This is a genomic window from Mycobacterium sp. SMC-13, from assembly GCF_045311035.1.
In the GTDB taxonomy this organism is placed as follows: domain Bacteria; phylum Actinomycetota; class Actinomycetes; order Mycobacteriales; family Mycobacteriaceae; genus Mycobacterium.
The window spans coordinates 183607-208309 of the sequence record NZ_JBJIAI010000010.1 but is presented as its reverse complement, the minus strand read 5'-3'; the positions used below and the strand labels follow the sequence as shown (position 1 = coordinate 208309).

Below are 24703 nucleotides of genomic sequence, written 5' to 3'. Positions count from 1 at the left end.
TTAACGATTTGCGCGGGTCAGCGATACTTCTTGCATGCTCGCGCACCTTCTCGACGTCCTGCCGGCGTTCCTGGTCGCGTCGGTGATCCTGGCCGCGCTGCCCGGACCGGCGACGGCGCTGTTCCTGCACCGCTCGGTGCGCGACGGCCGCAAGGCCGGCCTGGCAGCTGTCGTCGGCAATGAGATCGGCGTCTGCGGGTGGACGCTGGCCGGCGGCGGCGGGCTGTCGATCCTGCTGACGGCCAATCACTGGCTGTCGCTGGCGCTGCACGTCGTCGGCGCCGCGATCCTGATCTGGCTGGGCATCAGCGCCTGGCGCAGTGCGAAACACCCCACCGACATGGCCGTGACCATGCCGCTGCGCGGCCGCACCCCGGGCGCGGCGTTCCGCGCCGCACTCGTGTCGATCGCCGCCAACCCCAAGCCCGCGGCCTTCGGGATCGTGGTGCTCCCCCAGTTCCTGCCGGCCGGCGGCCCGGTGCTGCCGACGCTGCTGGTGCTCGCCGCCATCCAACTCGTCATCGACACCTCGTGGTGCGTCGGTGTCGTCCTGGCCGCCGACAAGGCGCGAAACATTTTGAGCCGCACCCACATTCGTCAGCGCATCGAACGCGCCATGGGCGCGATCCTCGTTGCGCTCGGGATCGGGTTGGCGGCCGACGCCTAGCCCTAGTGGGCGGCGGCGTCCCAACTCGGGCCGTATCCGACCGACACCTCGAGCGGCACGTCCAGCGGGTAGGCGCTGCCCATCTGCTCACGCACCAAGGTCTCGAGCGCGGCCCGCTCGCCCTCGGCCACCTCGAACAGCAATTCGTCATGCACCTGAAGCAGGATGCGTGACTTCAGCCCGGCGTCCTTCATGGCGCGGTCGACGTTGATCATCGCGACCTTGATGATGTCGGCAGCGCTGCCCTGGATGGGCGCGTTGAGCGCGGCCCGCTCGGCCGCCTCGCGGACGTTGCGGTTGCTGCTGTCGAGTTCCGGCAGGTAGCGCCGGCGCCCCAGCACCGTCGAGGTGTAGCCGTCCTTGCGGGCCTGTTCGACCACCGAGTGCAGGTAGTCGCGTACCCCGCCGAACCGGTCGAAGTACTGGTCCATCTGCTGCTTGGCTTCTTCGGTCGAGATCTTCAGCTGCGAGGCCAGGCCGTAGGCCGACAACCCGTAGGCCAGGCCGTAGGACATGGCCTTGACCCGGCGGCGCAGTTCCGCGGTCACCTCTTCGCTCGGCACGCCGAAGGCCCGCGACGCGACGAAGGTGTGCAGGTCCTCGCCGGTGTTGAAGGCTTCGATGAGGCCGGCATCGCCCGACAGGTGCGCCATGATGCGCATCTCGATCTGGCTGTAGTCGGCCGTCATGAGCTCGGTGAAGCCCTTGCCCACGACGAAGGCTTCGCGAATCTGCCGGCCGGCCTCGGTGCGGATCGGGATGTTCTGCAGGTTCGGCTCGGTCGACGACAACCGGCCGGTGGCCGCGATGGTCTGGTTGAAGGTGGTGTGAATCCGGCCGTCGGAAGCCACCGCGTTCAGCAGCCCGTCGACGGTGACCTTGAGCCGGGTGGCGTCGCGGTGCGCCAGCAGATGCTGCAGGAACGGATGCCCGGTCTTGTCCAGAAGTGATTGCAGCGCATCGGCATCCGTGGTGTAGCCGGTCTTGGTGCGCTTGGTCTTCGGCATCTCGAGCTTGTCGAACAGCACCACCTGGAGCTGCTTGGGCGAGCCCAGGTTGATCTGCTCACCGATTGCCGCGTAGGCCGCCTCGGCGGCGTCGCGGATCTGGTCGGCGAACTGGCTCTGCAGACGGCCGAGCAGTTCGATGTCGACGGCGATGCCGGCGTCTTCCATCTCGGCTAGTGCCCGCTGCACCGGCAGCTCCATCTGGCCGAGCAGCGCCAGCGAGTCGATCCGGGCGAGTTCCACATCCAGCGCGTCGGCCAGATCGCCGACCGCCGCGGCACGCACGATCAGCGCCTGGACCGCGGCGTCGTCAACCTCATCGGGGTCGTCGAGCAGCGAAAGCTGTTGCTCCTCTTTGGTTTCCGCGCGTAGTTCGCGGCCCAGGTAGCGCACCGACAGGTCGTCGAGGGCGAAGCTGCGTTGCCCCGGACGGACCAGATAGGCCGCCAGTGCCGTGTCCGACGTGACGCCGGCGAGCGGCCAGCCGCGGCCGAGCAGGTCGTGCCACGCCAGCTTCGCCTCGTGCAGCGCCTTCGGCGGGCCCGGATCGGCCAGCCACGACGCCAGCGCCGCCTCGTCCTCGGTGTCCAGCCGCGCGGTGTCGATGTAGACGCCTTCGCCGCTGGCCGACACGATCGCCACCGCGGTGGCGTCGGCGTCGAAGGCCTTGTGCGTGCCCGCGACGGCCATGCCGAAGCGGCTGCCGTTGCTGTGCTCGGCGAGCCAGGCCGCCAGGGTGCCCGGCTCGAGCAGTCCGCCGCGGACGTCGAAACCGAGCTCGACCTCCGGCTCCACGGGCGACAGCGTGTCGAACAGCCGGTCCCGCAGGACCCGGAACTCCAGGTCGTCGAACAGCTGGTGGATGCGGTCGCGGTCCCACGGCTGCACCCGCAGGGCCTCCGGGGTGTGCGCCAAAGGCACGTTCCGGACCAGGTCGGTCAGCTCGCGGTTGAGGATGACGCTGGAGAGGTTGGCCCGCAACGAGTCGCCGACCTTGCCTTTGACCTCATCGACATGGTCGACCAGCGCCTGCAGCGAGCCGTACTGGTTGATCCATTTGGATGCCGTCTTCTCCCCCACACCGGGGATACCGGGCAGGTTGTCGCTCGGGTCGCCGCGCAGGGCCGCGAAGTCCGGATACTGCGTCGGAGTGAGGCCGTACTTCTCCACCACGGCGTCGGGGGTGAAGCGGTGCAGGTCGCTGACACCCTTTTTCGGGTACAGCACCGTCACGTCGTCGGTGACGAGCTGCAGCGAGTCGCGGTCACCGGTGACGACCAGCACCCGGAAATCCTCCGCCTCGGCCTGCGTGGCCAGCGTGGCGATCAGATCGTCGGCCTCGAACCCGTCTTCGGCCAGCACCGTGATGCCGAGCGCCCCCAGCACCTCTTTGGTGATGTCGATCTGGCCGCGGAACTCGTCGGGCGTGGCGGCCCGCCCCTCCTTGTACTCCGGGTACTTCTCTTTGCGGAACGTCTGGCGGGACACGTCGAAGGCCGCCGCGACGTGCGTCGGCTTCTCGTCGCGCAGCAGATTGATGAGCATGGCGGTGAAGCCGTACACCGCGTTGGTGGTCAGCCCGCCCTGCGTCTTGAAGTTCTCGGCGGGCAGCGCATAGAACGCTCGGAACGCCAGTGAATTGCCGTCCAGCAGCATCAATGTGGGCTTGGTGGTGGGCGGGGCGTCCGTTGCGGTGGGGCTCACGGCTCTAACTCTATTCAGGCCCACCGACAGCCAGTAACCGCCGCGCCATGTTCACCAACTCCCGGGCCGCCGGGCTCATCGGTCCACCGGCCCGCCACGCGAACACCAGCCGCCCCCGCAGTGCCGGCGTCAGCTTGATCAAGTGCAGATCGGTACGCGACCGCACCATCGCTTGCGGCAACACGGCGACCCCCAGACCCCGCGCGGCGAGGTCGGCCAGCGCCTGCGGTGTGCTCGCCTCGAAGGCGACGTGCACGTCGACGCCGACGGCGGCGCATGCGCCGTCGAACTGGTGCCGGATGCCGGTGCCGACGGGCAGCGCGATGACGGCACGCCCGGCCAGCTCCGCCAGCCGCAGGGCCCGCCGCGTGTGCCACGGATCGTCGAGGGCGACGGCGGCCACGATCGGCTGGTCGGTCACGACGACGGCTGCGAGCCCCGACGGCAGCGCGGCGCCGACCGACACGATGGCGGCGTCCAGCTGCCCGGTGCGAATCCCCTCGATCAACGCGTCCGAATTGGCGGTGCCGAGGGTGATGTCGACGTGTGGATGGGCCTCATGGAACCGGGCCAGCAGGCTCGGCATGTCGACGTCATGCGCGGTGACCGTGCCGATGGTCACGGAGCCGCGCACGAGGTCGCTCAATTCGGCCACCGCGGTCCGCGCATCGGCGGCCGCCGCGAGGGCCGCCCGCGCGTGCGGCAGCACTGCCTGTCCCGCCGCCGTCAACCGAACCTCGCGCCGGGCGCGGTCGAACAGCGGCTCGCCCAGTTCGCGCTCCAGCCGGGCGATCTGGGCGCTGACCGCGGGTTGCGCGACGTGGATGCGCTCGGCGGCGCGGGTGAAGTTGGCTTCCTCGGCGACGGCGACGAAGTACTCGAACTGCCGCAGTTCCATAAGCAATGATTATAGTTTGTGGACCAGATCGATATTGGACTTATGGTTTTGGCGCGCTGAGGCTGGAGTCATGACACCAGTACTCATCGCCGGCGCCGGTATCGGCGGACTCACCACAGCCTTGACGCTGCATGCGCGCGGTTTCGACGCACTCGTGCTGGAACGCGCAAATGACCTGCAGCCGTTGGGCGTTGGGATCAACCTGCTGCCGCACGCGGTCCGCGAACTCACCGAGCTCGGCCTCGGTGACGCGTTGACCGCCATGGCCGTGGCCCCGTCAGCGATCCGCTTCTACACCCATCGCGGCGAGCTGTTGTTCACCGAACCCCGCGGACTGGCTGCGGGCGACGCCCACCCGCAGCTGTCGGTGCACCGTGGGCGGTTGCAGATGATGCTGCTCGACGCGGTGCGGGCACGTCTCGGCGCCGACGCGGTTCGCACCGGCAGCGGCGTCACCGGATTCCGGCAGCGCGCCGACGGTGTCGTCGTGGACACCGCGGCCGGCCCGGTCGCGGGCTCGGCCCTCGTCGGCGCCGACGGCATCAACTCCGTCGTGCGCGCGGCGCTGCATCGCGGCCCCGATCCCTTGCTCTCGTCCGGTATCATCATGTACCGCGGGGCCAGTGACATCACGCCGTTCCTCGACGGGCACACCATGGCAATCGTCAAGGCCGACAACGGGGTTGACCTCATCACGTATCCCATCGGCGGCGGTCAGGTGAACTGGGTACTGCAGGTGCCCACCGGGCTGCCCGGCCCGGTGGACGGCGACGCCAGGTGGAACGCACCCGCGACCGCCGACGATGTCCTGCCGCACGTCGCCGACTGGGATCTCGACTGGCTCGGCATGAATGCGCTGATCGGCCACAGCCCGGCGCTGTTCAGTTACCCCATGGTCGACAAGGACCCGCTGCCACACTGGGGCGCGGGTCTGGTGACGCTGCTCGGCGACGCCGCGCACCCGATGTACCCCGTCGGGGCCAACGGTGCGTCGCAGTCGATCGTGGACGCGCGGGTGCTCGCCGACGAACTGGCGGCCCACGGCTTCGACGGGCTCCGGAGTTACGAGCAGGCCCGGCGCGCCGAGACCGCCGATGTCATCGCCGCCAACCGCGAGATGCACGTCGCGGGGGCATCTCGGGCGCCGGCGGATCTGGCGCGGGTCACCACCCGGTACCGGGCCGAGACCGCGACGAGCACCCGGTCATGACGGGCTGCCCGCCCGCAGCGGATCGAAGCGACGCAGCTGTTCGCGGATCGCTTCCGGCTGATCGGTGATCGCCGCGATGTGGCCGTCGGGCCGGACCAGGACGTAGGAGCCGTCCGGCACGTCGTAGTCCGGCCCGGGGCTCAGGCGGACTTGCGGGACGCCGAAATCGGCTGCAGCTGTCCCGAATTCGAGCACCGTCCAGTGCGGTCCGCGGAAGACGTCGAACAGCCGGCGGCCGTCGGGCAACAGGCCGTCGGGTGCGCGGTCGCCGGCCTGCGAGGTTGTAGGCGTCCTGCACGCCGGTGTTGACGCCCTGTCCCCCGGCCGGTGAATGCACGTGGGCCGCGTCGCCGGCCAGCAGCACCCGGCCCATCCGGAACTGTTGCACCATCAACAGATTCACGCGGTACTCCGAAATCCACCGCAGGTCCGACAGCACCACATCAGTCCGGCCCGAGCGCTGTACGAGCAGTTCCTGCATCGCGGCAAGCGTCAGCGTCGGAGGTTGCTCACCTGGCGCCATCGTCACCACCAGCTGAAAGTGCTCGCTGCCCGGCAGGTTCCACAGCGAGAACCGCTTGGCCTGGTCACCGTCACGCGTCAGCAGGTGACAGCACCTGCCGTCGACCCCGGTCACCCGGACGTCGCCCACGATGATGCGTTCCTCGGTCAGCGCACCGCCGAGAAAATCGACGCCGGACACCTTGCGCACCGTGCTGCGACCGCCGTCGGCGCCCACGAGGTAGGCGGCACGGATCGGGCCGCGACCGGTCTGTACGGTCACACCCTCGTCGTTCTGCGCGAAACCTGTTACCTCGGTATCGAATTCGATGGTCCCACCGAGTTCGACGAACCGTGCGGCCAGGATCTGGTCGGTCCGCCATTGCGGGATCAGCCACGTGAAGGGATACGGCACGGCCGGCGTGGCCGCCACTTCGGGCAGGCCCAGCAGCTCGTAGATCGGTTTGGTCCAGACCACCTCCGCGCCGCGGTACAGCCGCATGGGCGGAAACGTCTCACCGGCCGCCAGTACCGCACCGATGACACCCAGGTCGTCAAACACCTCGAGGGTGCGCGGTTGCAGTCCTTTGCCGCGCGAGCCGGGAAACAACGCCCGCGCCCGGTCCAGCACGCGAACCGGTATGCCGCGGCGCGCCAGCTCGATGGCGAGGGTCAGTCCGGTCGGCCCGGCGCCGGCGATCACGACAGTCATCGGGCGCCGCCCAACAGGGGCAGCAGTACGTCGTCGACGAGCAGCGTGCTGAAGGCGGCGTCGACGGGACGGTCGAGATGCATCTGCCGCAGGATCATCGCCTCTGCGACATCGTGGATCAGTTCGACGTCGGTGTCGGCGGCGATGTCGCCCCGCGCGATGGCGCGCTGCAGCGCGTCATGGAACGGCGACAGCTCCTCTTTGTCGAGGTGTTGGCGCATGGCCTCGGCAAGCTGTTCGTCGTGCCGCATGAGCGTCGCGAGTTCCGCCGTGACCCGGGTCAGCGGGTCGGCGACATTCGCTGCGACAGCGTCCATCACGGCGAACAGGTCGCTGCGCAGCGCCCCGGTATCGGGCATCGACGCGTTCCGGGCGGCGTCCGCGGCGTCGAGCGTGGCCCGGACCAGTTGCGCCTTGTTCGGCCAGCGGCGATAGATGGTCGCCTTACTGGCACCCGCCCGCACGGCCACTGCGTCGGTGGTCAATGCCGCGTAACCCCGCTCGACGAGCAACTCGGCCGTCGCCGCGAGCACCGCCTGTTCCCGCTCCATACCTCGAACCATGAACGAAGTGTACGAAACTGTTTCGTACACTTCAATGCGCTTTTCCCGGCTGCCGGGATAAAACTGCAACACGTTTCAGTTTCTGGCCTATCGGCAGCTACGCTGAGCTCGTGCCAGGAGTGACGGAAGCCGGGAGTCAGCCGGCAATTGAAGGTTGGTGGGACACCGACGAAAACGGTGCGCCACACCTGATCGGGGCCAAGTGCCCGCAGTGTGGGACCTACGTTTTCCCGCCGCGCGCCAACAACTGCCCCAGCCCGGCGTGTGACAGCGACGTGCTCGAGCCCGTCGCATTGTCGCGCCGCGGCACAGTGTGGAGCTACACCGAGAACCGCTATCCCCCGCCGGCGCCGTATCCGGCCGCCGACCCGTTCGAGCCATTCGCCATCGCCGCCGTCCAGCTGGAGGCAGAAGGCCTCATCGTGCTGGGCAAGGTCGTCGAGGGCACACTCGCCGCGGACCTCAAGGTCGGCATGGAGATGGAACTGACCACCATGCCGCTGTACACCGATGCCGACGGTGTCGAGCGCACCACCTATGCCTGGGAGATTGCGAAGTGAGCACGCCTGAGCCGTTGTACATCCTCGGTGCCGGCATGCACCCGTGGGGCAAGTGGGGCCGCGACTTCACCGAGTACGGCGTCGTCGCTGCCCGGGCCGCGCTGGCCGAAGCCGGCCTGGACTGGCGTCAGATCCAGCTGGTCGCCGGCGCCGACACCATCCGCAACGGATACCCCGGTTTCATCGCCGGGTCGACGTTCGCCCAGAAGCTGGGCTGGAACGGCGTGCCGGTGTCATCGTCCTACGCCGCATGCGCCAGCGGTTCGCAGGCCCTGCAGAGCGCCCGCGCCCACATCCTGGCCGGATTCTGTGACGTCGCGCTGGTCATCGGCGCCGACACCACGCCCAAGGGCGCCTTCGCCCCGGTCGGCGGCGAGCGCAAGAACGACCCCGACTGGCAGCGCTTCCACCTGCTGGGCGCCATGAACCCGGTGTACTTCGCCCTGCTGGCCCGCCGCCGCATGGACCTGTACGGCGCCACCTCCGAGGACTTCGCCCAGATCAAGGTGAAGAACTCCAAGCACGGCCTGAACAACCCGAATGCCCGCTACCACAAGGAGGCTTCGGTCGAGGACGTGCTGGCCAGCCCGGTCGTCTCCGACCCGCTGCGGCAGCTGGACATCTGCGCCACCTCGGACGGCGCCGCCGCGCTGATCGTGGCCAGCGCCGACTTCGCGCGTAAGCATCTCGGCTCGCTCGACGGTGTGCCGTCGGTGCGCGCGATCAGCACCGTCACCCCGCAGTACCCGCAGCACCTGCCCGAATTGCCGGACATCGCAACGGATTCCACCGCGGCCATCGCCGGACCAGAACGGGTGTTCAAGGACCAGATCCTCGATGCGGCGTACGCCGAGGCCGGCATCGGTCCCGACGACGTCAACCTCGCGGAGGTCTATGACCTGTCGACCGCGCTGGAGCTCGACTGGTACGAGCACCTGGGGCTGTGCGCCAAGGGTGAAGGCGAGCAGCTGCTGCGCTCCGGTGCCACCACCATCGGTGGCCGCGTGCCGGTCAACCCGTCGGGTGGTCTGGCGTGCTTCGGTGAGGCCATCCCCGCCCAGGCCATCGCGCAGGTGTGTGAGCTGACCTGGCAGCTGAAGGGTCAGGCCACCGGCCGCCAGGTCGAAGGTGCGCGCGTGGGCGTGACCGCGAACCAGGGCCTGTTCGGCCACGGTTCGTCGGTGATCGTCGCGCGCTGACGTTTCCGAGCCGCTGAACGTGAAGAAAATCCCGGGGAATTTCCGATTCCCCGGGATTTTCTGCACGCTGGGCCGGTGATGATCTCGGTCCGGGTCAAGCCGGGCAGCCGCAAGGGTCCGTTGGTCGAGACCGACGACGACGGCACGCTGGTCGTCTACGTCCGCGAACCGGCGGTCGACGGCAAGGCAAACACCGCGGTGATCCGCGTGCTGGCCGAGCATTTCGAGGTGCCGAAGTCACGGGTCGAGTTGGTGTCCGGCGGCGCGGCCCGCATCAAGCGGTTTCGGATCGACGAGTAACTGCGTAGTCCCAGGACATCGAGTCGCCGATTACCGGTAGCCTGCTGACAGCAAGTCTGAGTGGGTCGGGCCACCGGACAGTGCGGGGCGCTTCAGCACGCCCTGACCGGGGAGGGTCGCAGTGGGAGCAGGGGTGGACGACAGATGAGTGACGCCCAGCCATCAGCGGATTTCCAGCAGCCGGTCGAGTTGGGCAGCATCGAGCAGGCCGACCGGACGTTGGTGCGGTTCCTCCCGGTGCTTGTGATGATGGCGGCCGGGGTATTGATTCTGGCTCTGCTGATCCTGGGGCTGTTGATGCCACACTCGCCGGCCATCTACTACCCGTTGAGCATGCTGGCGGCCGTCGCGGTACCGACCCTGATGTATCGGCAGAAGCGGCGGCAGCTGAACACCGAGTACCGGCAACACAAGCGCCTGACGCTCTCCCCTGCCGGTCTGCGTCGCGTCGACGGAGCCACGGTGGTCGACATCCCTTGGGGCGGCATCACCCGAATCGATTTGGAACCGGTCAGTTTCGCTGCACAGTCGAAGGGTCCGATCGTCTCGCCGGTAGCCGGCGTCGCCAATGCGGCCAAGGCCATCGCGCATTCGGTGCGCGCGTGGGGCATCCTCGGCGACGGCACGGTGGCGGCCGCACCGGGCGCGTCGCCGCGGGTGCTGAAGATGCACGATGACCGTAACGGGTCCCGGCTGGCCGCCGGCGAGGTTGCCCACACCCCCAACGCCCTGATCTTCCCGTCTGAGTTCGAACGCGACTGGATCGACGGCACCATCGGCGCCTGGCTTCGGCACTACCGCCCGGACATCGGGCTCGACGCATTCCGCAACCGATGAGCAGCGACGCAGAATTGCCTGGGTCGGCCGGCGCGAGCCGGGCCGGCCGTTGGGCGCTGTGGGCGGTGGCCGTGGTGGCGTTGATCGCGGCCATCGTGGTGGTGGCAGTGACGGTATGGCCGGCGCCGCGCGCTGGACTCACCCCGACACCCGCGCCGTCGGCCGACCAGCTGCACGCCCAGCAGGTGGTGACCGCGTGGCTTCAGGCCGCCGACAGTGGCGACGCGGCGAAGGTGCGGCAGCTGACGTGCGCCAACCCCACCGGCACCATCGCCCGGGACCTGCCGACGATCCTCGACCCAACCGGGTATCGGGTCGAGGCCCGCGACCACATCGACGGGTTCTTCCGGTATGCCAAGACCCGCGACGGCGCCCAGATCGACGTGATGTACCGGCAGATCGGGCTCTCCCCGACCGGACGACAGCACGCCGCGATCGGCGCCAACAACTTCTTCGGCGATACGTACGTGCTGGTGTACGAGGACGATGAGCTCAAGGTATGTGGGGCGATCTCATGACACCCCGACCGGCCGGGTACCGCTGGCCGCTGCTGACCGCGATCGTCGCGGTGGTAATGCTTTGTGCGGCAGTCGGATTCACACTGACCCACGAGCGGGTGACGGTGCGGCCCATCGCCGCGGCGGCGGCGATGCCGCGCGAGCAAGGTGAAGCCGTCGCTCAGAGCACCGTGCGGTTGTGGGCGCATCAGGTCGGCGACCGCCAGGGCGCGAACGTGCGTGCGCTGACGTGCGCGGCGTCCGGTCGGGACACCGACGCCGGTAAACGCCTGGCCCAGGTCGGAGCGCCCGGCTCGCCGATCGAGATTCTCGGGTTCGGCGACTTCACCGAGGACACCGCCTCCGGCTGGTCGATGTTGGTGTTCTTCTTCCGTCCGGGCGCCAGCGACAACGGCAAGGTGTTCCACTTCGCCGTCGAAGACGAGGAACTTCGCTTGTGCGACATCACCGACCCACCGTCGCTGGGTTGACAGGGCGGTAATGATGAAGGCGATCGAAGGCCCCGTCGACCGCGCGAAGGTTCACGCGCTCGCGGTGGACTGGGCAGATGATCCATCGTCGGTCGTGGAGGTGACCCACGACGAGTTCAACGATGATGAACTCAACGGCGGCTACGCATTTCGCTGCGACCGCGGGATGTTCATCTGCAACATCCATGGCGGCCGCACGTGGACGATCGATCCGGGAACTACCGCAGGCAGACGGGCGAAAATCGAGGAATTCTGGCGTCACACCCAGCACCAGCATCGACCACTTCGGCCGGAAGATGTCAGCGAGTGGCATCGCGCTGCCATCGCCGCCCTGGTGCGCGGCGCCGTGAGTGTCGGCGACTTACCCGAGTCGGAGCGTCTCGGCGTCGCCAATATCCCGAGAGCCGATACGGTGCTCATCCGATTGCGAAGGTGTACAAGCGAATCCACCGAGGCTGCGGCGCTGCGAAGTCTGGCTGCCGCGGACTGGCTGACTGCGATACCCGCGGAACACGAAGCGGCACATCCATGTCCGCTCTGCAAGCTTCCCGCGATCGGAACGTACCGGCAGTACACCAGCGTTTGCGACGACTGCTACGCCAAGACCGTCTGCACGGATGGCCGAATCGTCAGCGGCTACAACACGCGCTGGTCGGGCGGATTTGAGGCGGTGCACGCGGATGACCGCAGCGTCTGCGCACAAGTCACCCATGATGGCCTGGTCTCGGTCGACGGCCGGCCCTGCCACATGGGCGAAGCCAGGTTCGGCGGCGTATTTGTCGGAGTCGAAGGTTTGCGCTGCTAGCGCTGCCGACGCTGGTGTCGGCCGAATTGTCCATGTGGCAAGCAATTTTCACGTTCGCGGTGCAATACTCGAAATCACGAAACATCCAGAGGGGGGATGGTGTGAGAGGTCGTGCGGTCGTCGGGATTCTGGCGGCGTTGGTTCTCGCCGGTTGCGGCACTTCGGGAAACGGTTCCGGTCGCTCATCCGCGCCGACGGTGGGGACTCCGGCGGACCTGCTGGTCGCGATCCCCACCACGACGCCGAAACCGTCGTGGACGATCAAACTCGCCGAAGTGGTCCACGCCCCGGACCTGAAGCAGGGCATCCTGCCCGGCAGCGTCGAGGACCGGGCGTTCGCGCTGGCCTACCCCGCCCACCCGGACCCAGCCGGACCTGGCACCTCCTGGGTCTACTCGTTCACCCCCCGCACCGGCGCGATCCTGTTCAGTGGCGTCGAATTATCGGGCAGCGTGGCGGGCTGCTACATCAACGGCCCAGACCAGCTCACCTGCCTCGGCCGACAGAACGCCGCCGTGGCCGATTCACATCCGTGGGCGTGGGTGCTCGACAGCCACACCGGCAACGTGACCTACAACGGCCCCACCGACATCGTCAACGGCGACACGATGAGCGTGTACAAGGTCGGCCAATACCCGGTGGTCGCCGTACCCGGCACCGGCTGGTACGGCATCGGCTCCTCCGGGGAGAAGACCTGGTTCGTGCCCGGCAGCGGCAAGGCCAGCGACGACACCTTCTGGTCCCGCGACATCCCCCCGCAGCGGCTGGTGGTCGGTGACCGACCCGATGGAACCTACCTGGTGTACTCGGTCAGTGACGGCGCGGTCATCGTCGACAAACTGACCGCCCGGCCGTGGGTATACGACGGCGGTTACGCGGTACCGGGCCGCAGCGCCAGCGATCCCGAGGGCCGAATCACGTTCTACGACAACGCTGGAAAAGAACTGTCGCACTTCACCGTTGGCGCCGGTCGCGGCGCTTGGCAGGTCATCAGCCGCGGCGCGCTGCTGGTCGTCCAGTACGGCAACCCCAAGGCCCCGGACCAGATGCGGTGGCTGGTCTTCGACGCCACCGGCAAGAAGATCGCCGATCTGCCCTCGCAAGGCGAGCCAAGTAAGACCCGGACGATGATCATCGGCGACAAGATGTACGTCTCGGACACCGCCGGCATCGAGAACACCGCCAAAGAAAACCCGTGGAAGCAGATCGATCTGGCCACCGCCAGCATTCTGCGCACCTGCGCCGACCTGAACCTGCGCGGCTACGTCGCCTCCGACGGCAAAACCATCCTGTCAGGCACCATGGGCGAGGCCGGGCACATCACCGAAAACGCTGTCGACCCGTCCAGCTGCCAGACCCTGTGGTCGATGGACTCCAGAGACGGCGGCGTCGTCAAAGTCAACACCTCACTGGTGCAGTACTCGGACACCCAACTCAACGGTGTAACCGCCTGAAGGCACCATATTCGCGAATCCTCAACAATGCCGGTAGTCGCGGCAGGACAGTAGGGTCATGCCCCGCATCACCGCCGTCCTCGGCGACATCACGCAGCAGGATGTCGACGCGATCGTCAACGCCGCCAACAACGCGATGCGCGGTGGCGGCGGCGTGGACGGCGCCATTCACCGGGCCGGCGGGCCCGCGGTACTCCAGGACTGCATCGAGCGCTTCCCGCACGGCCTGGCGACCGGCGACGCCGGCTGGACCACCGCGGGCAATCTCCCGGCCCGGTGGGTGATCCACACCGTCGGGCCGAATTACCGCGCGGGCCAACGCGATCCGGAGTTGCTGCGGTCCTGCTACCGGCGTTCCCTCGATGTCGCCGACGAGCTGGGTACGCAGAGCGTGGCGTTCCCGTTGATCAGCGCGGGTATCTACGGCTGGCCGCTGGACGACGCGATCGCGATTGCGGTCGAGACAGTTGCTGCGAGCCCCGCTCAGGTGGCCGACGTCAGATTCGTGGCATTTAACGACAGCATTTTCGCGCGGATCAACGGACGGCTGGCGTCAGACTCGAGGTAGTCGTCCGGGCCCGGTGGTTGCGTTGACATTGCGCTGGCGCACCAAGACTCCGAGTAGCGAAGACCCTCAGCGCAGGGTCAACTCAAGTTCAGCGCCCAGAACCGTTGACCCCTACGTGACGGCGCACCTCACTCGAACAAATGCGCCCTGGATACAGAATCAAGGCGGGGCGGACATTCAGGCGACGCCGAGGTAGGCGGCTCGGATGCTGTCGTCCTTCAGCAGATCGCGGGCATTGCCGCTACGGGTGACGGCGCCGGTCTCCAGGATGTAGGCCCGATCGGACCGGCTCAGCGCCTGTTGCGCGTTCTGCTCGACCAACAGCACCGTGGTGCCCTGGCTGTTGATCTCGGAGATGATCCGGAAGATCTGCGAGATGACCATGGGCGCCAGCCCCATCGACGGTTCGTCGAGCAGCAGCACCTTGGGCCGGGCCATCAACGCGCGGCCGATCGCCAGCATCTGCTGCTCGCCACCGGACAGCGTGCCGCCGGCCTGCGTCCGCCGTTCGGCCAGCCGCGGGAACGTCGTCAGCACCCAGTCGAGCCGCTCGTCGTGGTCGTGCTTGGACTCGAATTTGCGTCCGTAACAGCCCATTTCCAGGTTCTCGACCACCGTCATGCCGGGGAAGACCCCGCGGCCCTCGGGGGCCTGGATGAGACCCTTCGTGACCCGTTGGTGCGCCTTGACCTTGGAGACGTCCTGACCGTCGAACCACACCGAACCCGACGTCAGTGGCCGCAGGCCGGAGATGGCCCGCATCATGGTGGTCTTGCCCGCACCGTTGGAGCCGAGCAGGGTGACGAGTTCGCCCTCCCGCACGACCAGCGAAACACCATGCAGCGCTTGAATTCTGCCGTAGTGGACGACGGCGTCGCGGACCTCCAGCAACACCGGCCGCGGGTCGAGGTCGACGGATTCAGAGCTCGTCATCGGGCACCCCCAGGTAAGCGGCGATGACCTTGGGGTCCTCGCGAATCTCGGCAGGCAGGCCTTCGGCGATCTTGCGCCCGAACTCGAGCACCACGATGCGGTCGGTGACGCCCATGACCAGTCGCATGTCGTGTTCGATCAGCAGCACGGTGTAGCCGTCCTCCCGGATCGCGTGGATCAGTTCGATGAGTGCGGACTTCTCGCTCGGGTTGAAGCCGGCGGCGGGCTCGTCCAGGCACAGCAGTTTCGGCTCGGTGGCCAGCGCCCGGGCGATCTCCAGCCGGCGCTGGTCGCCGTACGACAGGTTCCGCGCTTTTTCCTCGCCGCGGTGCGCGATCCCGACGAATTGCAGTAGCGCCGCGGCACGCTCGATGGCGTCGCGTTCCTCGCGGCGGTGCCGGGCGGTGCGCAGCAGTGCGCCCGGGACCGACGTCTTGTGCCGGGCGTCGGTGCCGACGACGACGTTCTCCAGCGCCGTCATCTCGCCCCACAGCCGGATGTTCTGGAAGGTGCGCGCGATGCCGCGCCGGGTGATCTCGTGGCGCTTGATCTTGCCGAGCGGCGCGCCGTCGAACATCACCGAGCCGGACGACGGCCGGTACACACCGGTGATCGCGTTGAAGCAGGTGGTCTTGCCGGCGCCGTTGGGGCCGATGAGACCGAGAATCTCGCCGCGCCGGATATCGAACGTCACCGCATCGAGCGCGGTGAGCCCGCCGAACTTGACCGTGAGATCGGTTGTGGCCAAGAGCTTCTCGCCCTCGGCGACCTGTACGTCACGGTGCAGGGCGGCCAGTTCCTCGTCTGGCGCGGGCTCGAAGATGTCGCTCATGCCGCCGCCTTCGATTCGTCGGCATTGCGCAACAACGCCCGCGCCGACTTGCCGTACGACAGCAGCTGCTGGCGCACCGGGAACAGACCCTGCGGCCGGAAGATCATCAGCACCACCAGAGCCAGGCCGAAGAACAGGTACTTTAGGTCGCCGAGATTGATGCCGAGCACATGCACCCCGAGCAGCCGGTTGGGCAGGTACACGATGATGAACGCACCGACGATCACGCCGAGTTTGTTGCCCTGCCCGCCGAGGACCACCGCGCACAGGAACAGCATCGAGTTGATGATGTTGAAGGTGGGCGGCGCGACGTACTGCACCTGACCGGCATACAGCGCGCCCGACAGGCCGCCGATGCCCGCGCCGATGACGAACGCCCACAGCTTGAACTTGAACGTGTTGACACCCATGACTTCTGCGGCGTCCTCGTCCTCGCGGATGGCGACCCACGCCCGCCCGACGCGGCTGCGTTCCAGGTTGCCGACGAGCAGCAGGATGCCGATCATGAGCACCAGCCCCAGCCAGAACCACCACGTGCCGTAGTTGGCGGCGCCGGCGGAGTTACCGCTCGAGAACACGCCCGTCGGGAGTTTGTCCGTCTCCCCCAGTCGCGGATAGGCGATCTGGTTGAGGCCGCGGGCACCGTTGGTCAGGTCGGAGAGGTTGTCGGCCAGCAGCCGGATGATTTCGCCGAACCCGAGCGTGACGATGGCGAGGTAGTCGCCGCGCAACCGCAGTGTCGGGATGCCCAGCACCAGGCCGGCCATGGCGGTGACCGCCATGGCCAGGGGGACGCAGGCCAGCCAGGCCCAGTCCTTGTCGAGGAACCCGTCGACCCCGACCTGGTTCCAGGGGCTGTCGGGGCTGGTCAGCAGCGCGACGGTGTAGGCACCGACGGCGTAGAACCCGACATAGCCGAGGTCGAGCAATCCGGCTTGACCCACAACGACATTGAGGCCGATCGCGATGATCGCCACCATCGCGAACTGCGCCATGGTGCCGCCGAAGCTGATGCCGGGTGTGTTGAGGAACGACGGGGTGTGCAGCGGCAGGTACGCCACCAGAACGAACACGAGAACGCCGAAGGACCACTTCGCCGGTCTCGACTGTTGATCCCACCATCGGCGGATCTGGTCGCCGGGTGCCAGCAGGTACCGGGCTACGCCGTCGTTTCGATGCTGCCCGCTCATGCGCGTGCCTTCCCGAGACTTTCACCGAGTATTCCGGTGGGACGGACCAACAGCACCAGCACGAGGAGGACGAACGCCACCACGTCGCGCCATTGGGTGCCGAAGAACGCCTGGCCGTAGTTCTCCATGATGCCGAGGATCAACCCACCGAGCAGGGCGCCCCGCAGGTTGCCGATACCGCCGAGCACCGCGGCCGAGAATGCCTTGATTCCCAACAGGAAGCCGCCCGAGTAGATGATGCCCTGCGGCACCTTCAAGGTGAAGAGCAGAGCCGCGGCACCGGCCAGCAGGCCACCGATGAGGAACGTCGTCATGATGATGCGTTCCCGGGACACGCCCATGAGGGTTGCGGTCGTCGGGTCCTGCGCGACGGCGCGGATGCCGCGGCCGAACTTGGTGCGGTTGAGCGCGATGTCGGTGAGCAGCGCCAGCACGATGGCGGCCACGACGATGACGATGGTGACGTTCGAGATGTTCGCGCTGAAGAGCGTGAACTGAGTCTTGGGTTGTACCAGGATGATCGGCTGCTGGGCATTGCTGCCGCCGAAGCCCTTCAGAATCTTCGGCAGCACGAAGTGCACGAATTCCTGGAGGACGAACGACATGCCGATGGCGGTGATGAGGAACGTCAGCCCGCGCGCATTGCGGCGGCGCAGCGGCCGGTAGGCCACGACCTCCAGCCCGACGGCCGCGGCGCCGGAGACCAGCATCGCGACCACCATGGCGACGCCCAGGTAGAAGATGGTCAACCCGACGCCCAGGTTGTAGGCGTTTCCGCTGGGCTTGAACCCGAGAATGATCTCCAGCGCGAAGTACGCGCCGAACATGCCGAGCATGAAGATTTCCGAGTGCGCGAAGTTGATCAGTCGCAGCACGCCGAACACCAGGGTGTAGCCGACGGCGACGAGGGCATAGATCGCACCCCACGACAACCCGTCAATCGTCAACTGCCAGAACCCGTTCACCAGGTTGTCGACGTTGAAATTGATGTTGGCCGCGGTGCACACGTAGTGGCCGACGCAGTCGGGTGTCATCGGGTGGCGGCTCCTCGGTTATCGCGGTGGTGAGAGTCCAGGAACGACGACGCGCCCGGCACGGGGTCCGGACGCGTCGTCGTCTGCAGATTCCTACTGGACCTTGTAGATCCAGATCAGGTTGGTGGTCAGCTCACCCTTGTTGTTCCACTGGTACTTGCGGGCCACGCCCTGACCTTCGTACTTGGTCACGAAGTCCAGCAGCGCGGGCCGGGTGACGGCACCCGAGTCGATGCCCTTGACCAGGATGGTGCCCAGGTCATAGCCCTCGGTGCTGTACGTGCCGGGCTCCTGGCCGAACTTCTTGGTGTATTCCTCGGCGAACTGCTTGCTCGCCGGGCCGCACGGGCAGGACAGGATGGCGCCCTTCGTCGCCTCGCCGCCCTGCTTGACGAACTCGGGGTCCTTCGTGCCGTCGGCGCTGGCGAACGTCGCGGTGACGCCGCCGTCCTTGAGCTGCTGAGCGAACGTCGCGGCCTCGGCGTAGTAGCCGCTGTAGAAGATCGCGTCGGGCGCGGCACCCTTGATCTGGGTGACGGCCGCCGAGAAGTCCTTGTCGCCCTTCTTGACCGAGATGTTGCACGCCGAGTCGGCGACCGGTCCCAGCGTGGTGCGCACGGCCGTGGCCAGGCCCAGGCCGTAGTCGGTGCTGTCGTCGACGACGCAGACCTTCTTGTAATTGAGCGTGTTCTTCAGGTAGTTCGCAACCGACGGGCCCTGCACGCCGTCGTTGGCCAGGCCGCGGAAGAAGGTCTTCCAGCCGTTCTCGCTCAGCGTGACATTGGTGGCCGAGGCGGTGGCGGCGACGAGGCCGGCCTGGTCGAAGACGGTGCCGGTGGCCTTGGTCTCGCCGGAAAAGGCGGGGCCGACCAGGCCGATGGTGAACTTGTCGTCGACGATCTGCGGCGCGATGCCCGTCGCCTTCTGCGGGTCACCCTCGGTGTCGAAGGTCTTGAGCGTCACCTGGCAGCCGGGGTTGGCCGCGTTGTGCTTGTCGATGGCGAGCTGCACGCCGTCCTTGATGTTGATGCCCAGTGCGGCGTCGGGGCCGTTCAGCGCGCCCGCCATGGCGATGTTCACCGGCGGGCAGGTGGCCTTGCCGTCACCGGCGGGATCGGCAGGAGTCGCGCCGGCGGCGCCCTTGACCTCGGCACCGTTCTCGTCGATCTGCACCTGTTCGACGATCTTGAGATTCGAGCCGGCCGCGCCGCTCTGCTTCGGATCAGACTGGCTGCATCCCGCCAGACCGAACACGATCAGACCGGCACTGCCGACTGCAAGAGCATTCCGAGCTACGCGACTGCGCACGCTTCACCTCCGGGTCATGGTTACGTGGCACCGGACGCGGCCTGCACTCTTCGCAGGTGGGGCCGACATCCGCTGCTTCGCGTAGACAGTAACCAACACGGCGCGGCTATACGCGCTGTTGAGCGATGCTGGCCGACGTTGTCTTCATCGGACCTGTGTAAATGCTGCGGCCGGAAACACAGAGTTAACGGGACGCGCCTGCGGGACTCAGCCGGCTGACGGTTCTGTCGCTTCCGCGGCCGGCGGATCCAGCGTCTCGACGACGACCTCGGCGACGCGTTTCATCGTGGTGCGACGGTCCATGGCCGCCCGCTGAATCCACTTGAACGCCTCGGGTTCGGTCATGCCCTGCTTGGTCTGCAGGATACCTTTGGCGCGCTCGACGAGCTTGCGCGTCTCGAGCCGGTCGGACAGCGACAGGACTTCCTTCTCCAGCGCTGTCAGCTCACCGAAGCGGCTCACCGCAACCTCGATGGCCGGCACCAGATCCGTGATGGAGAACGGCTTGACCAGGTAGGCCATGGCACCTGCATCGCGGGCCCGTTCGACCAGCTCACGCTGGGAAAACGCGGTCAGGATCACGATGGGCGCGATGCGCTTGGCGGCGATCTCGGAGGCGGCGTCGATGCCGTCGCGGCGCGGCATCTTCACATCCATGATCACCAGGTCAGGCTTGAGCTGCTCGGCGAGCTCGACGGCCTCCTGGCCGTCGCCGGCCTCGCCGACGATCTCGTAGCCCTCCTCGCGGAGCATCTCCGCCAGGTCCAGCCGGATGAGCGCCTCATCCTCGGCCACGAGGACTCGGCGCGGTGCGACATCAGATGTTGACCCGGTCATCCCCATATTGTCGCGTGAGCGGTCCGATGAAGCGACCTCGGGGCGCGGCGGGCCCTGAGAATCACATCAACTATGGTGGTACACCGCACCCGGTCAACGGGTGCGACGCCCTCGTATCCCAACTGGCAGAGGAAACGGATTCAAAACCCGTGCAGTGTGAGTTCGAATCTCACCGAGGGCACCAAAACATTTGCGAATGTTCTTGCAGGTCAGGAACTTATTGGCAGCTGGAATCTGGTTTCGCTCACCCCCTTTGGCTGCATTTTGGCTACATTCGCGGCGAACGAAAACCCAGCTAGACGCTGGTCGTGCGCATCGGCAACAGCCTCCGCGTCACGGTCAAAGAGGTCGGCATACGTGTCCAGCGTCATCGCGGCCGAAGCGTGGCCCAGCATCTTCTGAACCGCCTTCACGTTCGCCCCGGCCGACACCGCGAGCGACGCGGCAGTATGTCGGAGGTCGTGCGGGGTGATCCGCGGAAACACAGGCGTGACCGGATCGAGTTTCGGATGGGCCAGACGTTCCGCAGCGCGCGCCTTGTCCGCCGCGGTGATGCAGCGCTGGACCGCGTAATCGAACCAGCTCCTGATACCCGGCGACTTCGCATAGTCACCGTCGGCAGCCGGGAAAACGATGCTGTCACGGCCCTTCCCCTGGCATACCGGCGCGAGCAGCTCGACGAGAAACTTCGGAAGCGGCACTGTGCGTCGCTCGTGGGTCTTCGGCGTGCCGACAATGATCTCGGTACCGACACCGACTGCGTTGCGCCGCACGTGGATACGCCGCTTGAGCATGTCGACGTCAGCGACATGCAGACCGGCCAGCTCACCCCACCGCAGTCCGCAGTACGCGAGCACCAGGACGATGACACCCTTGTCGGGTCCGCCCTCGACAGCGAGGGCCATCACCTGCTCGTCGGTCAAGTAGTGATGCTCGCCCTTGACTTTGCGGGGCAGCTTCACTCCGCGGGCCGGGTTTGTCAGCAGCCTCCGGTCCTTCACAGCTTCATCGAGGATTCCCGCCAGGACATTGAAGGACCTGGTGACAGTGACGGGTCCGCTGCCAGCCTTGGTCATCTCCGCCACCCAGGACTTGACCGCGCTGTGCTTCAGGTTCGCGAGTTTCGTTTTGCCCCAACGGGGTTCGACGTGGACCCTCCACGCCGATTCTTCAACGCGGGCAGACGAAGGTTTGAGGTGTGTGCGGCTCGCCAGCCACTCAGGTCCGAGCTCGCCGATGGTGACCTTGGCCGCATTCGCGTCGATGTATTCGCCGCGCATCTTGCTGACGCGCGTTGTGGCCTCGAAGTCCTGCGCCTGCTTTTTCGTCGCGAAGCCGCGGCGCTTCGTCACCCGCCCCTCTGGCGTGCGGTACTGCACCAGCCATAGGTCGCCCTTGGTTGCCGTGGAGTACTTCGTGATGCTGGCCATGGATCAGCTCTCCCTGCCACGCCGGTTGGCGATGCGGCGAGATGGAACCCCAGACTCGAACACCGTCCGCGCACGACCTTCGGGCAGACCCCGCTTCACCGCTTCGGCGAGGTCACCGACCATCCAGTCTGGGTGCACTTCCACCGCCCACTGCATCCATCGCATGAACTTCACGGCCGCGTCATCCGCAGAGTCGCCGACGTCGCTATCCGTGGAGCCGTCCAGCGGCTGCCTGGCCACCAGCCAGTTCCACAGCCTGACAGCAGATACCGCCATCGCAGGTCCGGTGACCTCAACTTCGACGTCATCGGTTGCAGCAGAAGGCATTAGCAGCGTTGCCGGCGTTACGCCCAAGGCGATCGCGAGCGCGACGAGATCGTCAGCGTCGACGCGCCTCTCCCCTGATTCGATCCGGCGAAGGCCGAGCGGCGGTATCTCACGCCCCATCTCGGCGAGGTTCCTGCTCAGCTCGGCATAGCTCAAGCGTTGTTTCTCGCGCAGCCTTTGGACGTTGTGCCACACCGCGGTCCCACTGGGACCCAGCTCCGATTTCTTCCCTGCCACACAGCCGAATGTATCAAAGATGAAGATTCCTGTCGATACTTGATCTCACCGACGAGCAATGATAAAGATGTAGTTACACCGATCAGATTTATCGCATATGCGATCAAAGATGGAGGACTAGTGACTACCTGCCGGGACGAACTGCAAGACTTGCCGGAGCTGATGCTGCCCAAGGAACTCGCGCCAGTGCTGCGGACGACAACCGCCAGCCTCGCCGATGACCGTTACCTGGGCCGAGGCATCCCGTTCGTGCGACATGGCCGAAAAGTGTTGTACCGCAAGGCTGCAGTGCTGGCGTACCTCAAGGCGAACACCGTCACGCCTGAGAGCGCATGATGAGCGAGCACGTGACAGGGCCGCCGGAAAGCGAAGTGCCGGCCCCCGCACAGGAAACCGGCACCCACCACGACCACCACGTCGATAGCTCCGATAATAGCGCGCGGGCCGACATCAAGCCGGGCACATCGCTGGTATGGGTGCCGTGCACTCGTACACAAGCGCCCCAAGACGTCCGCAGCCTGATCCGTCGCCGGCGCGACGCCGCGGCCCGCTCGCAGCCACTGGACTGCGGCTGCCGCGATCCCTGGGCGTGCGACTGCACCGACCCACCGCTCACCGATCGCTGGGTCGACGCTTCAGCCAGCGCTGCCCGCCACCTCCTGGCACAGGGCCACACGCCCCTGCTCGAAATCGAAGTACTCCAAGCGCTCTGGCGTCGCGGCGGCCATGATCGTCGGCTCGCTCAACACCTTCACCAGCTGACTGACGGAGTCGTCGCGTGAACCGGGCAGCTCAGTGACTCGAGCACCCATCTGGGCCGCTTACCAGATCAACGGCGCCCACCGTCGCGACTGCCCCATGTGCGGCGCCGGCCCCAACCAATGGTGTGTCGACATCCGAGGACGGCTCCGGCGCGTCCCGTGCGTCCTACGAACCGCCGCTGTCTAACCCCCGCGTCATCCCCATTCCCCCAGGCCTTGGACGACCCCTGGAGCACCATGACCACCACAGAGCCCGACACCACGGACTCACTCCTCGCCGGCATCGTCACCGCCGCCGAACTCTCCCACGAACACTTCCCAGACCTGACCGAATTTGTCCCCGGCATCATCTTCGAGGGCTTCGGGATCGTCGCCGGCCCACCGAAACTCGGCAAATCCTGGCTCACACTCGGCATCGCCCTCGCCGTAGCCGGCGGCGGCCGAGCACTCGGCCAAATCGAATGCGCTCAGCGGCCTGTGCTCCTCCTGGCGCTCGAGGACTCACAACGGCGGCTCCAAAGCCGAATCACCACCCTGTGGGGTACCGAGATACCCCCGTACAAGCTGCATCTACTCACTCAGGTCGGCCCAAACCTGTTGGTGCCCACCATCTCAGCGTGGTTGCAGCAATACCCCAACGGCTTGGTCGTCCTCGACACACTCGGCCGGGCCAGACGGCAACGCAGAAACGGAGAAGACCCGTACTTGGCCGACTACGCGGCCGGCGTCGAACTCAAGCAATGCGTCGACGCCTTCCCCGGCTCCGCGCTCCTGGGCGTCCATCACACCCGAAAGGCGCACTCCGATGACTTCATCGACGCGCTGTCAGGCACCCAAGGCCTCGCTGGCTCCGCCGACTACGTCTTGGTGCTGAAGCGGCCCCGTAACAGCACCGAAGCCACCCTCCAGCTCACCGGCCGCGACGCCCCCGAAGGCGAATACGCCCTCACCGTCCAGGCCGGGGCATGGTTGCTCAACGGACGTGATCTAAACGCCGCGAGCGACGCAGCCCAAACCCTGAGGGAACGAGGCAATCTCGGCGATCGGTCCGCGGACATCCTCAACGTCGTCAACGCCCGCACCCGAGAAGGTCTGATCACCACCGCCGCCGACATCTCCGCCAAGATCGGGATAACCCAAAACGATGCCGGAACCTACCTTCGCCGACTGGCCGATGCGGAGCGCATCGCCAAGGTCTCACGCGGCACCTATATGGGGGTGTCTGAAACGTCTTAACCGTATGAAGCAAACAGACAGAACAAACACAACAGACACCACACATATATAGGAGGACCCATGCCAGACGACCACGACATCGAACTATGCCGCCAGTTCTTCAGCCGAGTGCACAAACCCGGCACCCGGGCCCACGAAGTACAAACCGCCGCCGCCTACGCCCTACGACACGGCGGCGCCCTCACCGCCATGGAGCTCGCCGAACAAGTCGACAAAGCCAACGCCGAACTCACCAAAAAGCAACGGAGACAACACCCGTGAAGAACCCCACCGCACTCGCCACCATCACCAATGGCGAACACATACTCTCCGTCTACGCAGTCGCCCTCCTCCTCGGCGTGCACCCAGACGACATCCCAGACAACGTGGACGCCGAAAACCTCCCCCAGAAATGGCACCAACAGGCCTACCAACGAACTGAGGAAGCCCGTGCACACGGCGCCGCACTAAACGTCCTCAGCATCGCCAGCTACTTCGCCAAAAAGGAACACAACGCACACATTTGGACCGACAACGCCGGCATCACCTGGATGCAAACGCCCAGCCCACCCGCAACGCCCACCAGCGAAAACACCGGACTGCGGTAGGACTGCGGTATGGCCCAA

General features: G+C 66.6%; 27 protein-coding genes, 1 tRNA gene and 1 pseudogene. 16 read left to right on the top strand and 13 right to left on the bottom strand.

Annotated elements, in window-relative coordinates; translation table 11 throughout:
- The first annotated feature begins 34 nt into the window (after positions 1 to 34).
- Entirely contained in the window at positions 35 to 667 is a 633-nt protein-coding gene (locus ACJH6I_RS17085) for a LysE family translocator (RefSeq protein WP_406784318.1), read from the top strand.
- 2 nt (positions 668 to 669) lie between these two features.
- On the opposite strand, the gene polA is transcribed toward ACJH6I_RS17085, so the two are convergent.
- A complete protein-coding gene (gene polA, locus ACJH6I_RS17080; protein WP_406784330.1) occupies positions 670 to 3330 on the bottom strand; it encodes a DNA polymerase I in 2661 nt (886 codons plus the stop codon).
- A 58-nt stretch (positions 3331 to 3388) separates the two neighbouring features.
- The gene (locus ACJH6I_RS17075; protein ID WP_406784317.1) at positions 3389 to 4276 is read right to left on the bottom strand and encodes a LysR substrate-binding domain-containing protein; all 888 of its coding nucleotides are present in this window, start codon (positions 4274 to 4276) and stop codon (positions 3389 to 3391) included.
- Positions 4277 to 4346: 70 nt separating this feature from the next.
- On the opposite strand from ACJH6I_RS17075, the gene ACJH6I_RS17070 reads away from it, so the two are divergent.
- The gene (locus ACJH6I_RS17070) at positions 4347 to 5486 is read left to right on the top strand and encodes an FAD-dependent monooxygenase (protein ID WP_406784316.1); all 1140 of its coding nucleotides are present in this window, start codon (positions 4347 to 4349) and stop codon (positions 5484 to 5486) included.
- Here ACJH6I_RS17070 and ACJH6I_RS17065 read toward each other — a convergent pair.
- Positions 5481 to 6699 (bottom strand): annotated as a pseudogene (locus ACJH6I_RS17065) (FAD-dependent monooxygenase). The gene ACJH6I_RS17070 and the pseudogene ACJH6I_RS17065 sit on opposite strands and share 6 nt — an antisense overlap.
- Positions 6696 to 7262: a TetR/AcrR family transcriptional regulator gene (locus tag ACJH6I_RS17060; protein WP_406784315.1), complete on the bottom strand. Its 567-nt coding sequence runs from the start codon at positions 7260 to 7262 to the stop codon at positions 6696 to 6698. The pseudogene ACJH6I_RS17065 and the gene ACJH6I_RS17060 overlap by 4 nt, the downstream one beginning before the upstream one ends.
- Positions 7263 to 7381: 119 nt before the next feature.
- Between ACJH6I_RS17060 and ACJH6I_RS17055 the strand changes: the two genes are divergently transcribed.
- The 9 genes from ACJH6I_RS17055 to ACJH6I_RS17015 all read left to right on the top strand — a co-directional run bounded on the left by ACJH6I_RS17055 (position 7382) and on the right by ACJH6I_RS17015 (position 13973).
- Complete coding sequence (locus ACJH6I_RS17055; RefSeq protein WP_406784329.1) at positions 7382 to 7822, top strand: Zn-ribbon domain-containing OB-fold protein; 441 nt, start codon at positions 7382 to 7384, stop codon at positions 7820 to 7822.
- On the top strand, positions 7819 to 9021 hold the full coding sequence (locus tag ACJH6I_RS17050; protein WP_020103273.1) for a lipid-transfer protein: 1203 nt from the start codon (positions 7819 to 7821) through the stop codon (positions 9019 to 9021). Before ACJH6I_RS17055 ends, ACJH6I_RS17050 begins: the two co-directional genes overlap by 4 nt.
- Before the next feature lie 78 nt (positions 9022 to 9099).
- Positions 9100 to 9321 (top strand): DUF167 domain-containing protein, encoded by a 222-nt coding sequence (locus tag ACJH6I_RS17045; protein WP_406784328.1) that lies wholly within the window; start codon positions 9100 to 9102, stop codon positions 9319 to 9321.
- Positions 9322 to 9465: 144 nt separating this feature from the next.
- Complete coding sequence (locus ACJH6I_RS17040) at positions 9466 to 10158, top strand: hypothetical protein (RefSeq protein WP_406784314.1); 693 nt, start codon at positions 9466 to 9468, stop codon at positions 10156 to 10158.
- A complete protein-coding gene (locus ACJH6I_RS17035) occupies positions 10155 to 10676 on the top strand; it encodes a hypothetical protein (protein ID WP_406784313.1) in 522 nt (173 codons plus the stop codon). The genes ACJH6I_RS17040 and ACJH6I_RS17035 overlap by 4 nt, the downstream gene beginning before the upstream one ends.
- A complete protein-coding gene (locus tag ACJH6I_RS17030; RefSeq protein WP_406784312.1) occupies positions 10673 to 11146 on the top strand; it encodes a hypothetical protein in 474 nt (157 codons plus the stop codon). Before ACJH6I_RS17035 ends, ACJH6I_RS17030 begins: the two co-directional genes overlap by 4 nt.
- A gap of 13 nt (positions 11147 to 11159) precedes the next feature.
- The gene (locus ACJH6I_RS17025; RefSeq protein WP_406784311.1) at positions 11160 to 11951 is read left to right on the top strand and encodes a hypothetical protein; all 792 of its coding nucleotides are present in this window, start codon (positions 11160 to 11162) and stop codon (positions 11949 to 11951) included.
- Between the two features lie 101 nt (positions 11952 to 12052).
- Positions 12053 to 13405, top strand: coding sequence for a hypothetical protein (locus ACJH6I_RS17020; protein ID WP_406784310.1), 1353 nt, complete (start codon positions 12053 to 12055; stop codon positions 13403 to 13405).
- Between the two features lie 58 nt (positions 13406 to 13463).
- A complete protein-coding gene (locus ACJH6I_RS17015; RefSeq protein ID WP_406784309.1) occupies positions 13464 to 13973 on the top strand; it encodes an O-acetyl-ADP-ribose deacetylase in 510 nt (169 codons plus the stop codon).
- A 177-nt stretch (positions 13974 to 14150) separates the two neighbouring features.
- On the opposite strand, the gene ACJH6I_RS17010 is transcribed toward ACJH6I_RS17015, so the two are convergent.
- From ACJH6I_RS17010 to ACJH6I_RS16985, 6 genes are all read right to left on the bottom strand, one after another.
- Positions 14151 to 14906, bottom strand: a complete 756-nt coding sequence (locus tag ACJH6I_RS17010; protein WP_133427719.1) for an ABC transporter ATP-binding protein — start codon at positions 14904 to 14906, stop codon at positions 14151 to 14153.
- The gene (locus ACJH6I_RS17005) at positions 14893 to 15738 is read right to left on the bottom strand and encodes an ABC transporter ATP-binding protein (protein ID WP_061006305.1); all 846 of its coding nucleotides are present in this window, start codon (positions 15736 to 15738) and stop codon (positions 14893 to 14895) included. Before ACJH6I_RS17005 ends, ACJH6I_RS17010 begins: the two co-directional genes overlap by 14 nt.
- The gene (locus tag ACJH6I_RS17000) at positions 15735 to 16928 is read right to left on the bottom strand and encodes a branched-chain amino acid ABC transporter permease (protein ID WP_406784308.1); all 1194 of its coding nucleotides are present in this window, start codon (positions 16926 to 16928) and stop codon (positions 15735 to 15737) included. The genes ACJH6I_RS17005 and ACJH6I_RS17000 overlap by 4 nt, the downstream gene beginning before the upstream one ends.
- On the bottom strand, positions 16925 to 17962 hold the full coding sequence (locus tag ACJH6I_RS16995) for a branched-chain amino acid ABC transporter permease (RefSeq protein ID WP_318986342.1): 1038 nt from the start codon (positions 17960 to 17962) through the stop codon (positions 16925 to 16927). Before ACJH6I_RS16995 ends, ACJH6I_RS17000 begins: the two co-directional genes overlap by 4 nt.
- 93 nt (positions 17963 to 18055) lie before the next feature.
- Positions 18056 to 19270 (bottom strand): branched-chain amino acid ABC transporter substrate-binding protein, encoded by a 1215-nt coding sequence (locus ACJH6I_RS16990; RefSeq protein ID WP_212814028.1) that lies wholly within the window; start codon positions 19268 to 19270, stop codon positions 18056 to 18058.
- A gap of 207 nt (positions 19271 to 19477) precedes the next feature.
- Entirely contained in the window at positions 19478 to 20107 is a 630-nt protein-coding gene (locus tag ACJH6I_RS16985; RefSeq protein ID WP_212814026.1) for an ANTAR domain-containing response regulator, read from the bottom strand.
- Between the two features lie 107 nt (positions 20108 to 20214).
- Here ACJH6I_RS16985 and ACJH6I_RS16980 point away from each other — a divergent pair.
- Positions 20215 to 20291 (top strand) — tRNA-Leu (locus ACJH6I_RS16980).
- A 25-nt stretch (positions 20292 to 20316) separates the two neighbouring features.
- On the opposite strand, the gene ACJH6I_RS16975 is transcribed toward ACJH6I_RS16980, so the two are convergent.
- Together ACJH6I_RS16975 and ACJH6I_RS16970 are read right to left on the bottom strand one after the other, a co-directional pair.
- A complete protein-coding gene (locus ACJH6I_RS16975; RefSeq protein ID WP_318986341.1) occupies positions 20317 to 21537 on the bottom strand; it encodes a site-specific integrase in 1221 nt (406 codons plus the stop codon).
- A 3-nt stretch (positions 21538 to 21540) separates the two neighbouring features.
- Positions 21541 to 22101 (bottom strand): helix-turn-helix transcriptional regulator, encoded by a 561-nt coding sequence (locus ACJH6I_RS16970; protein ID WP_318986340.1) that lies wholly within the window; start codon positions 22099 to 22101, stop codon positions 21541 to 21543.
- 120 nt (positions 22102 to 22221) lie between these two features.
- Here ACJH6I_RS16970 and ACJH6I_RS16965 point away from each other — a divergent pair, with 120 nt between their 5' ends.
- Entirely contained in the window at positions 22222 to 22437 is a 216-nt protein-coding gene (locus ACJH6I_RS16965; protein WP_318986339.1) for a DNA-binding protein, read from the top strand.
- A 299-nt stretch (positions 22438 to 22736) separates the two neighbouring features.
- Here the strand turns inward: ACJH6I_RS16965 and ACJH6I_RS16960 are convergent, their stop codons facing one another.
- A complete protein-coding gene (locus ACJH6I_RS16960; RefSeq protein WP_406784307.1) occupies positions 22737 to 22913 on the bottom strand; it encodes a hypothetical protein in 177 nt (58 codons plus the stop codon).
- A gap of 165 nt (positions 22914 to 23078) precedes the next feature.
- Here ACJH6I_RS16960 and ACJH6I_RS16955 point away from each other — a divergent pair, with 165 nt between their 5' ends.
- The 3 genes from ACJH6I_RS16955 to ACJH6I_RS16945 are packed head-to-tail and all read left to right on the top strand — an operon-like array spanning position 23079 to position 24685.
- Positions 23079 to 24098 carry an AAA family ATPase gene (locus tag ACJH6I_RS16955; protein WP_406784306.1) on the top strand — a complete coding sequence of 340 codons (1020 nt, stop codon included), beginning with the start codon at positions 23079 to 23081 and terminating at the stop codon, positions 24096 to 24098.
- A gap of 60 nt (positions 24099 to 24158) precedes the next feature.
- Positions 24159 to 24359, top strand: coding sequence for a hypothetical protein (locus tag ACJH6I_RS16950; RefSeq protein WP_318986336.1), 201 nt, complete (start codon positions 24159 to 24161; stop codon positions 24357 to 24359).
- On the top strand, positions 24356 to 24685 hold the full coding sequence (locus tag ACJH6I_RS16945) for a hypothetical protein (protein WP_318986335.1): 330 nt from the start codon (positions 24356 to 24358) through the stop codon (positions 24683 to 24685). The genes ACJH6I_RS16950 and ACJH6I_RS16945 overlap by 4 nt, the downstream gene beginning before the upstream one ends.
- Positions 24686 to 24703: the final 18 nt, after the last annotated feature.

Excerpts from the sequence above, each read along its gene's own strand:
- ACJH6I_RS17085 (WP_406784318.1), top strand. The coding sequence starts at position 35 with ATGCTCGCGCACCTTCTCGACGTCCTGCCGGCGTTCCTGGTCGCGTCG.
- polA (WP_406784330.1), bottom strand. The coding sequence starts at position 3,330 with ATGCTGCTGGACGGCAATTCACTGGCGTTCCGAGCGTTCTATGCGCTG.
- ACJH6I_RS17075 (WP_406784317.1), bottom strand. The coding sequence starts at position 4,276 with ATGGAACTGCGGCAGTTCGAGTACTTCGTCGCCGTCGCCGAGGAAGCC.
- ACJH6I_RS17070 (WP_406784316.1), top strand. The coding sequence starts at position 4,347 with ATGACACCAGTACTCATCGCCGGCGCCGGTATCGGCGGACTCACCACA.
- ACJH6I_RS17060 (WP_406784315.1), bottom strand. The coding sequence starts at position 7,262 with ATGGTTCGAGGTATGGAGCGGGAACAGGCGGTGCTCGCGGCGACGGCC.
- ACJH6I_RS17045 (WP_406784328.1), top strand. The coding sequence starts at position 9,100 with ATGATCTCGGTCCGGGTCAAGCCGGGCAGCCGCAAGGGTCCGTTGGTC.
- ACJH6I_RS17040 (WP_406784314.1), top strand. The coding sequence starts at position 9,466 with ATGAGTGACGCCCAGCCATCAGCGGATTTCCAGCAGCCGGTCGAGTTG.
- ACJH6I_RS17035 (WP_406784313.1), top strand. The coding sequence starts at position 10,155 with ATGAGCAGCGACGCAGAATTGCCTGGGTCGGCCGGCGCGAGCCGGGCC.
- ACJH6I_RS17030 (WP_406784312.1), top strand. The coding sequence starts at position 10,673 with ATGACACCCCGACCGGCCGGGTACCGCTGGCCGCTGCTGACCGCGATC.
- ACJH6I_RS17025 (WP_406784311.1), top strand. The coding sequence starts at position 11,160 with ATGAAGGCGATCGAAGGCCCCGTCGACCGCGCGAAGGTTCACGCGCTC.
- ACJH6I_RS17015 (WP_406784309.1), top strand. The coding sequence starts at position 13,464 with ATGCCCCGCATCACCGCCGTCCTCGGCGACATCACGCAGCAGGATGTC.
- ACJH6I_RS17010 (WP_133427719.1), bottom strand. The coding sequence starts at position 14,906 with ATGACGAGCTCTGAATCCGTCGACCTCGACCCGCGGCCGGTGTTGCTG.
- ACJH6I_RS17005 (WP_061006305.1), bottom strand. The coding sequence starts at position 15,738 with ATGAGCGACATCTTCGAGCCCGCGCCAGACGAGGAACTGGCCGCCCTG.
- ACJH6I_RS17000 (WP_406784308.1), bottom strand. The coding sequence starts at position 16,928 with ATGAGCGGGCAGCATCGAAACGACGGCGTAGCCCGGTACCTGCTGGCA.
- ACJH6I_RS16995 (WP_318986342.1), bottom strand. The coding sequence starts at position 17,962 with ATGACACCCGACTGCGTCGGCCACTACGTGTGCACCGCGGCCAACATC.
- ACJH6I_RS16985 (WP_212814026.1), bottom strand. The coding sequence starts at position 20,107 with ATGACCGGGTCAACATCTGATGTCGCACCGCGCCGAGTCCTCGTGGCC.
- ACJH6I_RS16975 (WP_318986341.1), bottom strand. The coding sequence starts at position 21,537 with ATGGCCAGCATCACGAAGTACTCCACGGCAACCAAGGGCGACCTATGG.
- ACJH6I_RS16960 (WP_406784307.1), bottom strand. The coding sequence starts at position 22,913 with ATGGGTGCTCGAGTCACTGAGCTGCCCGGTTCACGCGACGACTCCGTC.
- ACJH6I_RS16950 (WP_318986336.1), top strand. The coding sequence starts at position 24,159 with ATGCCAGACGACCACGACATCGAACTATGCCGCCAGTTCTTCAGCCGA.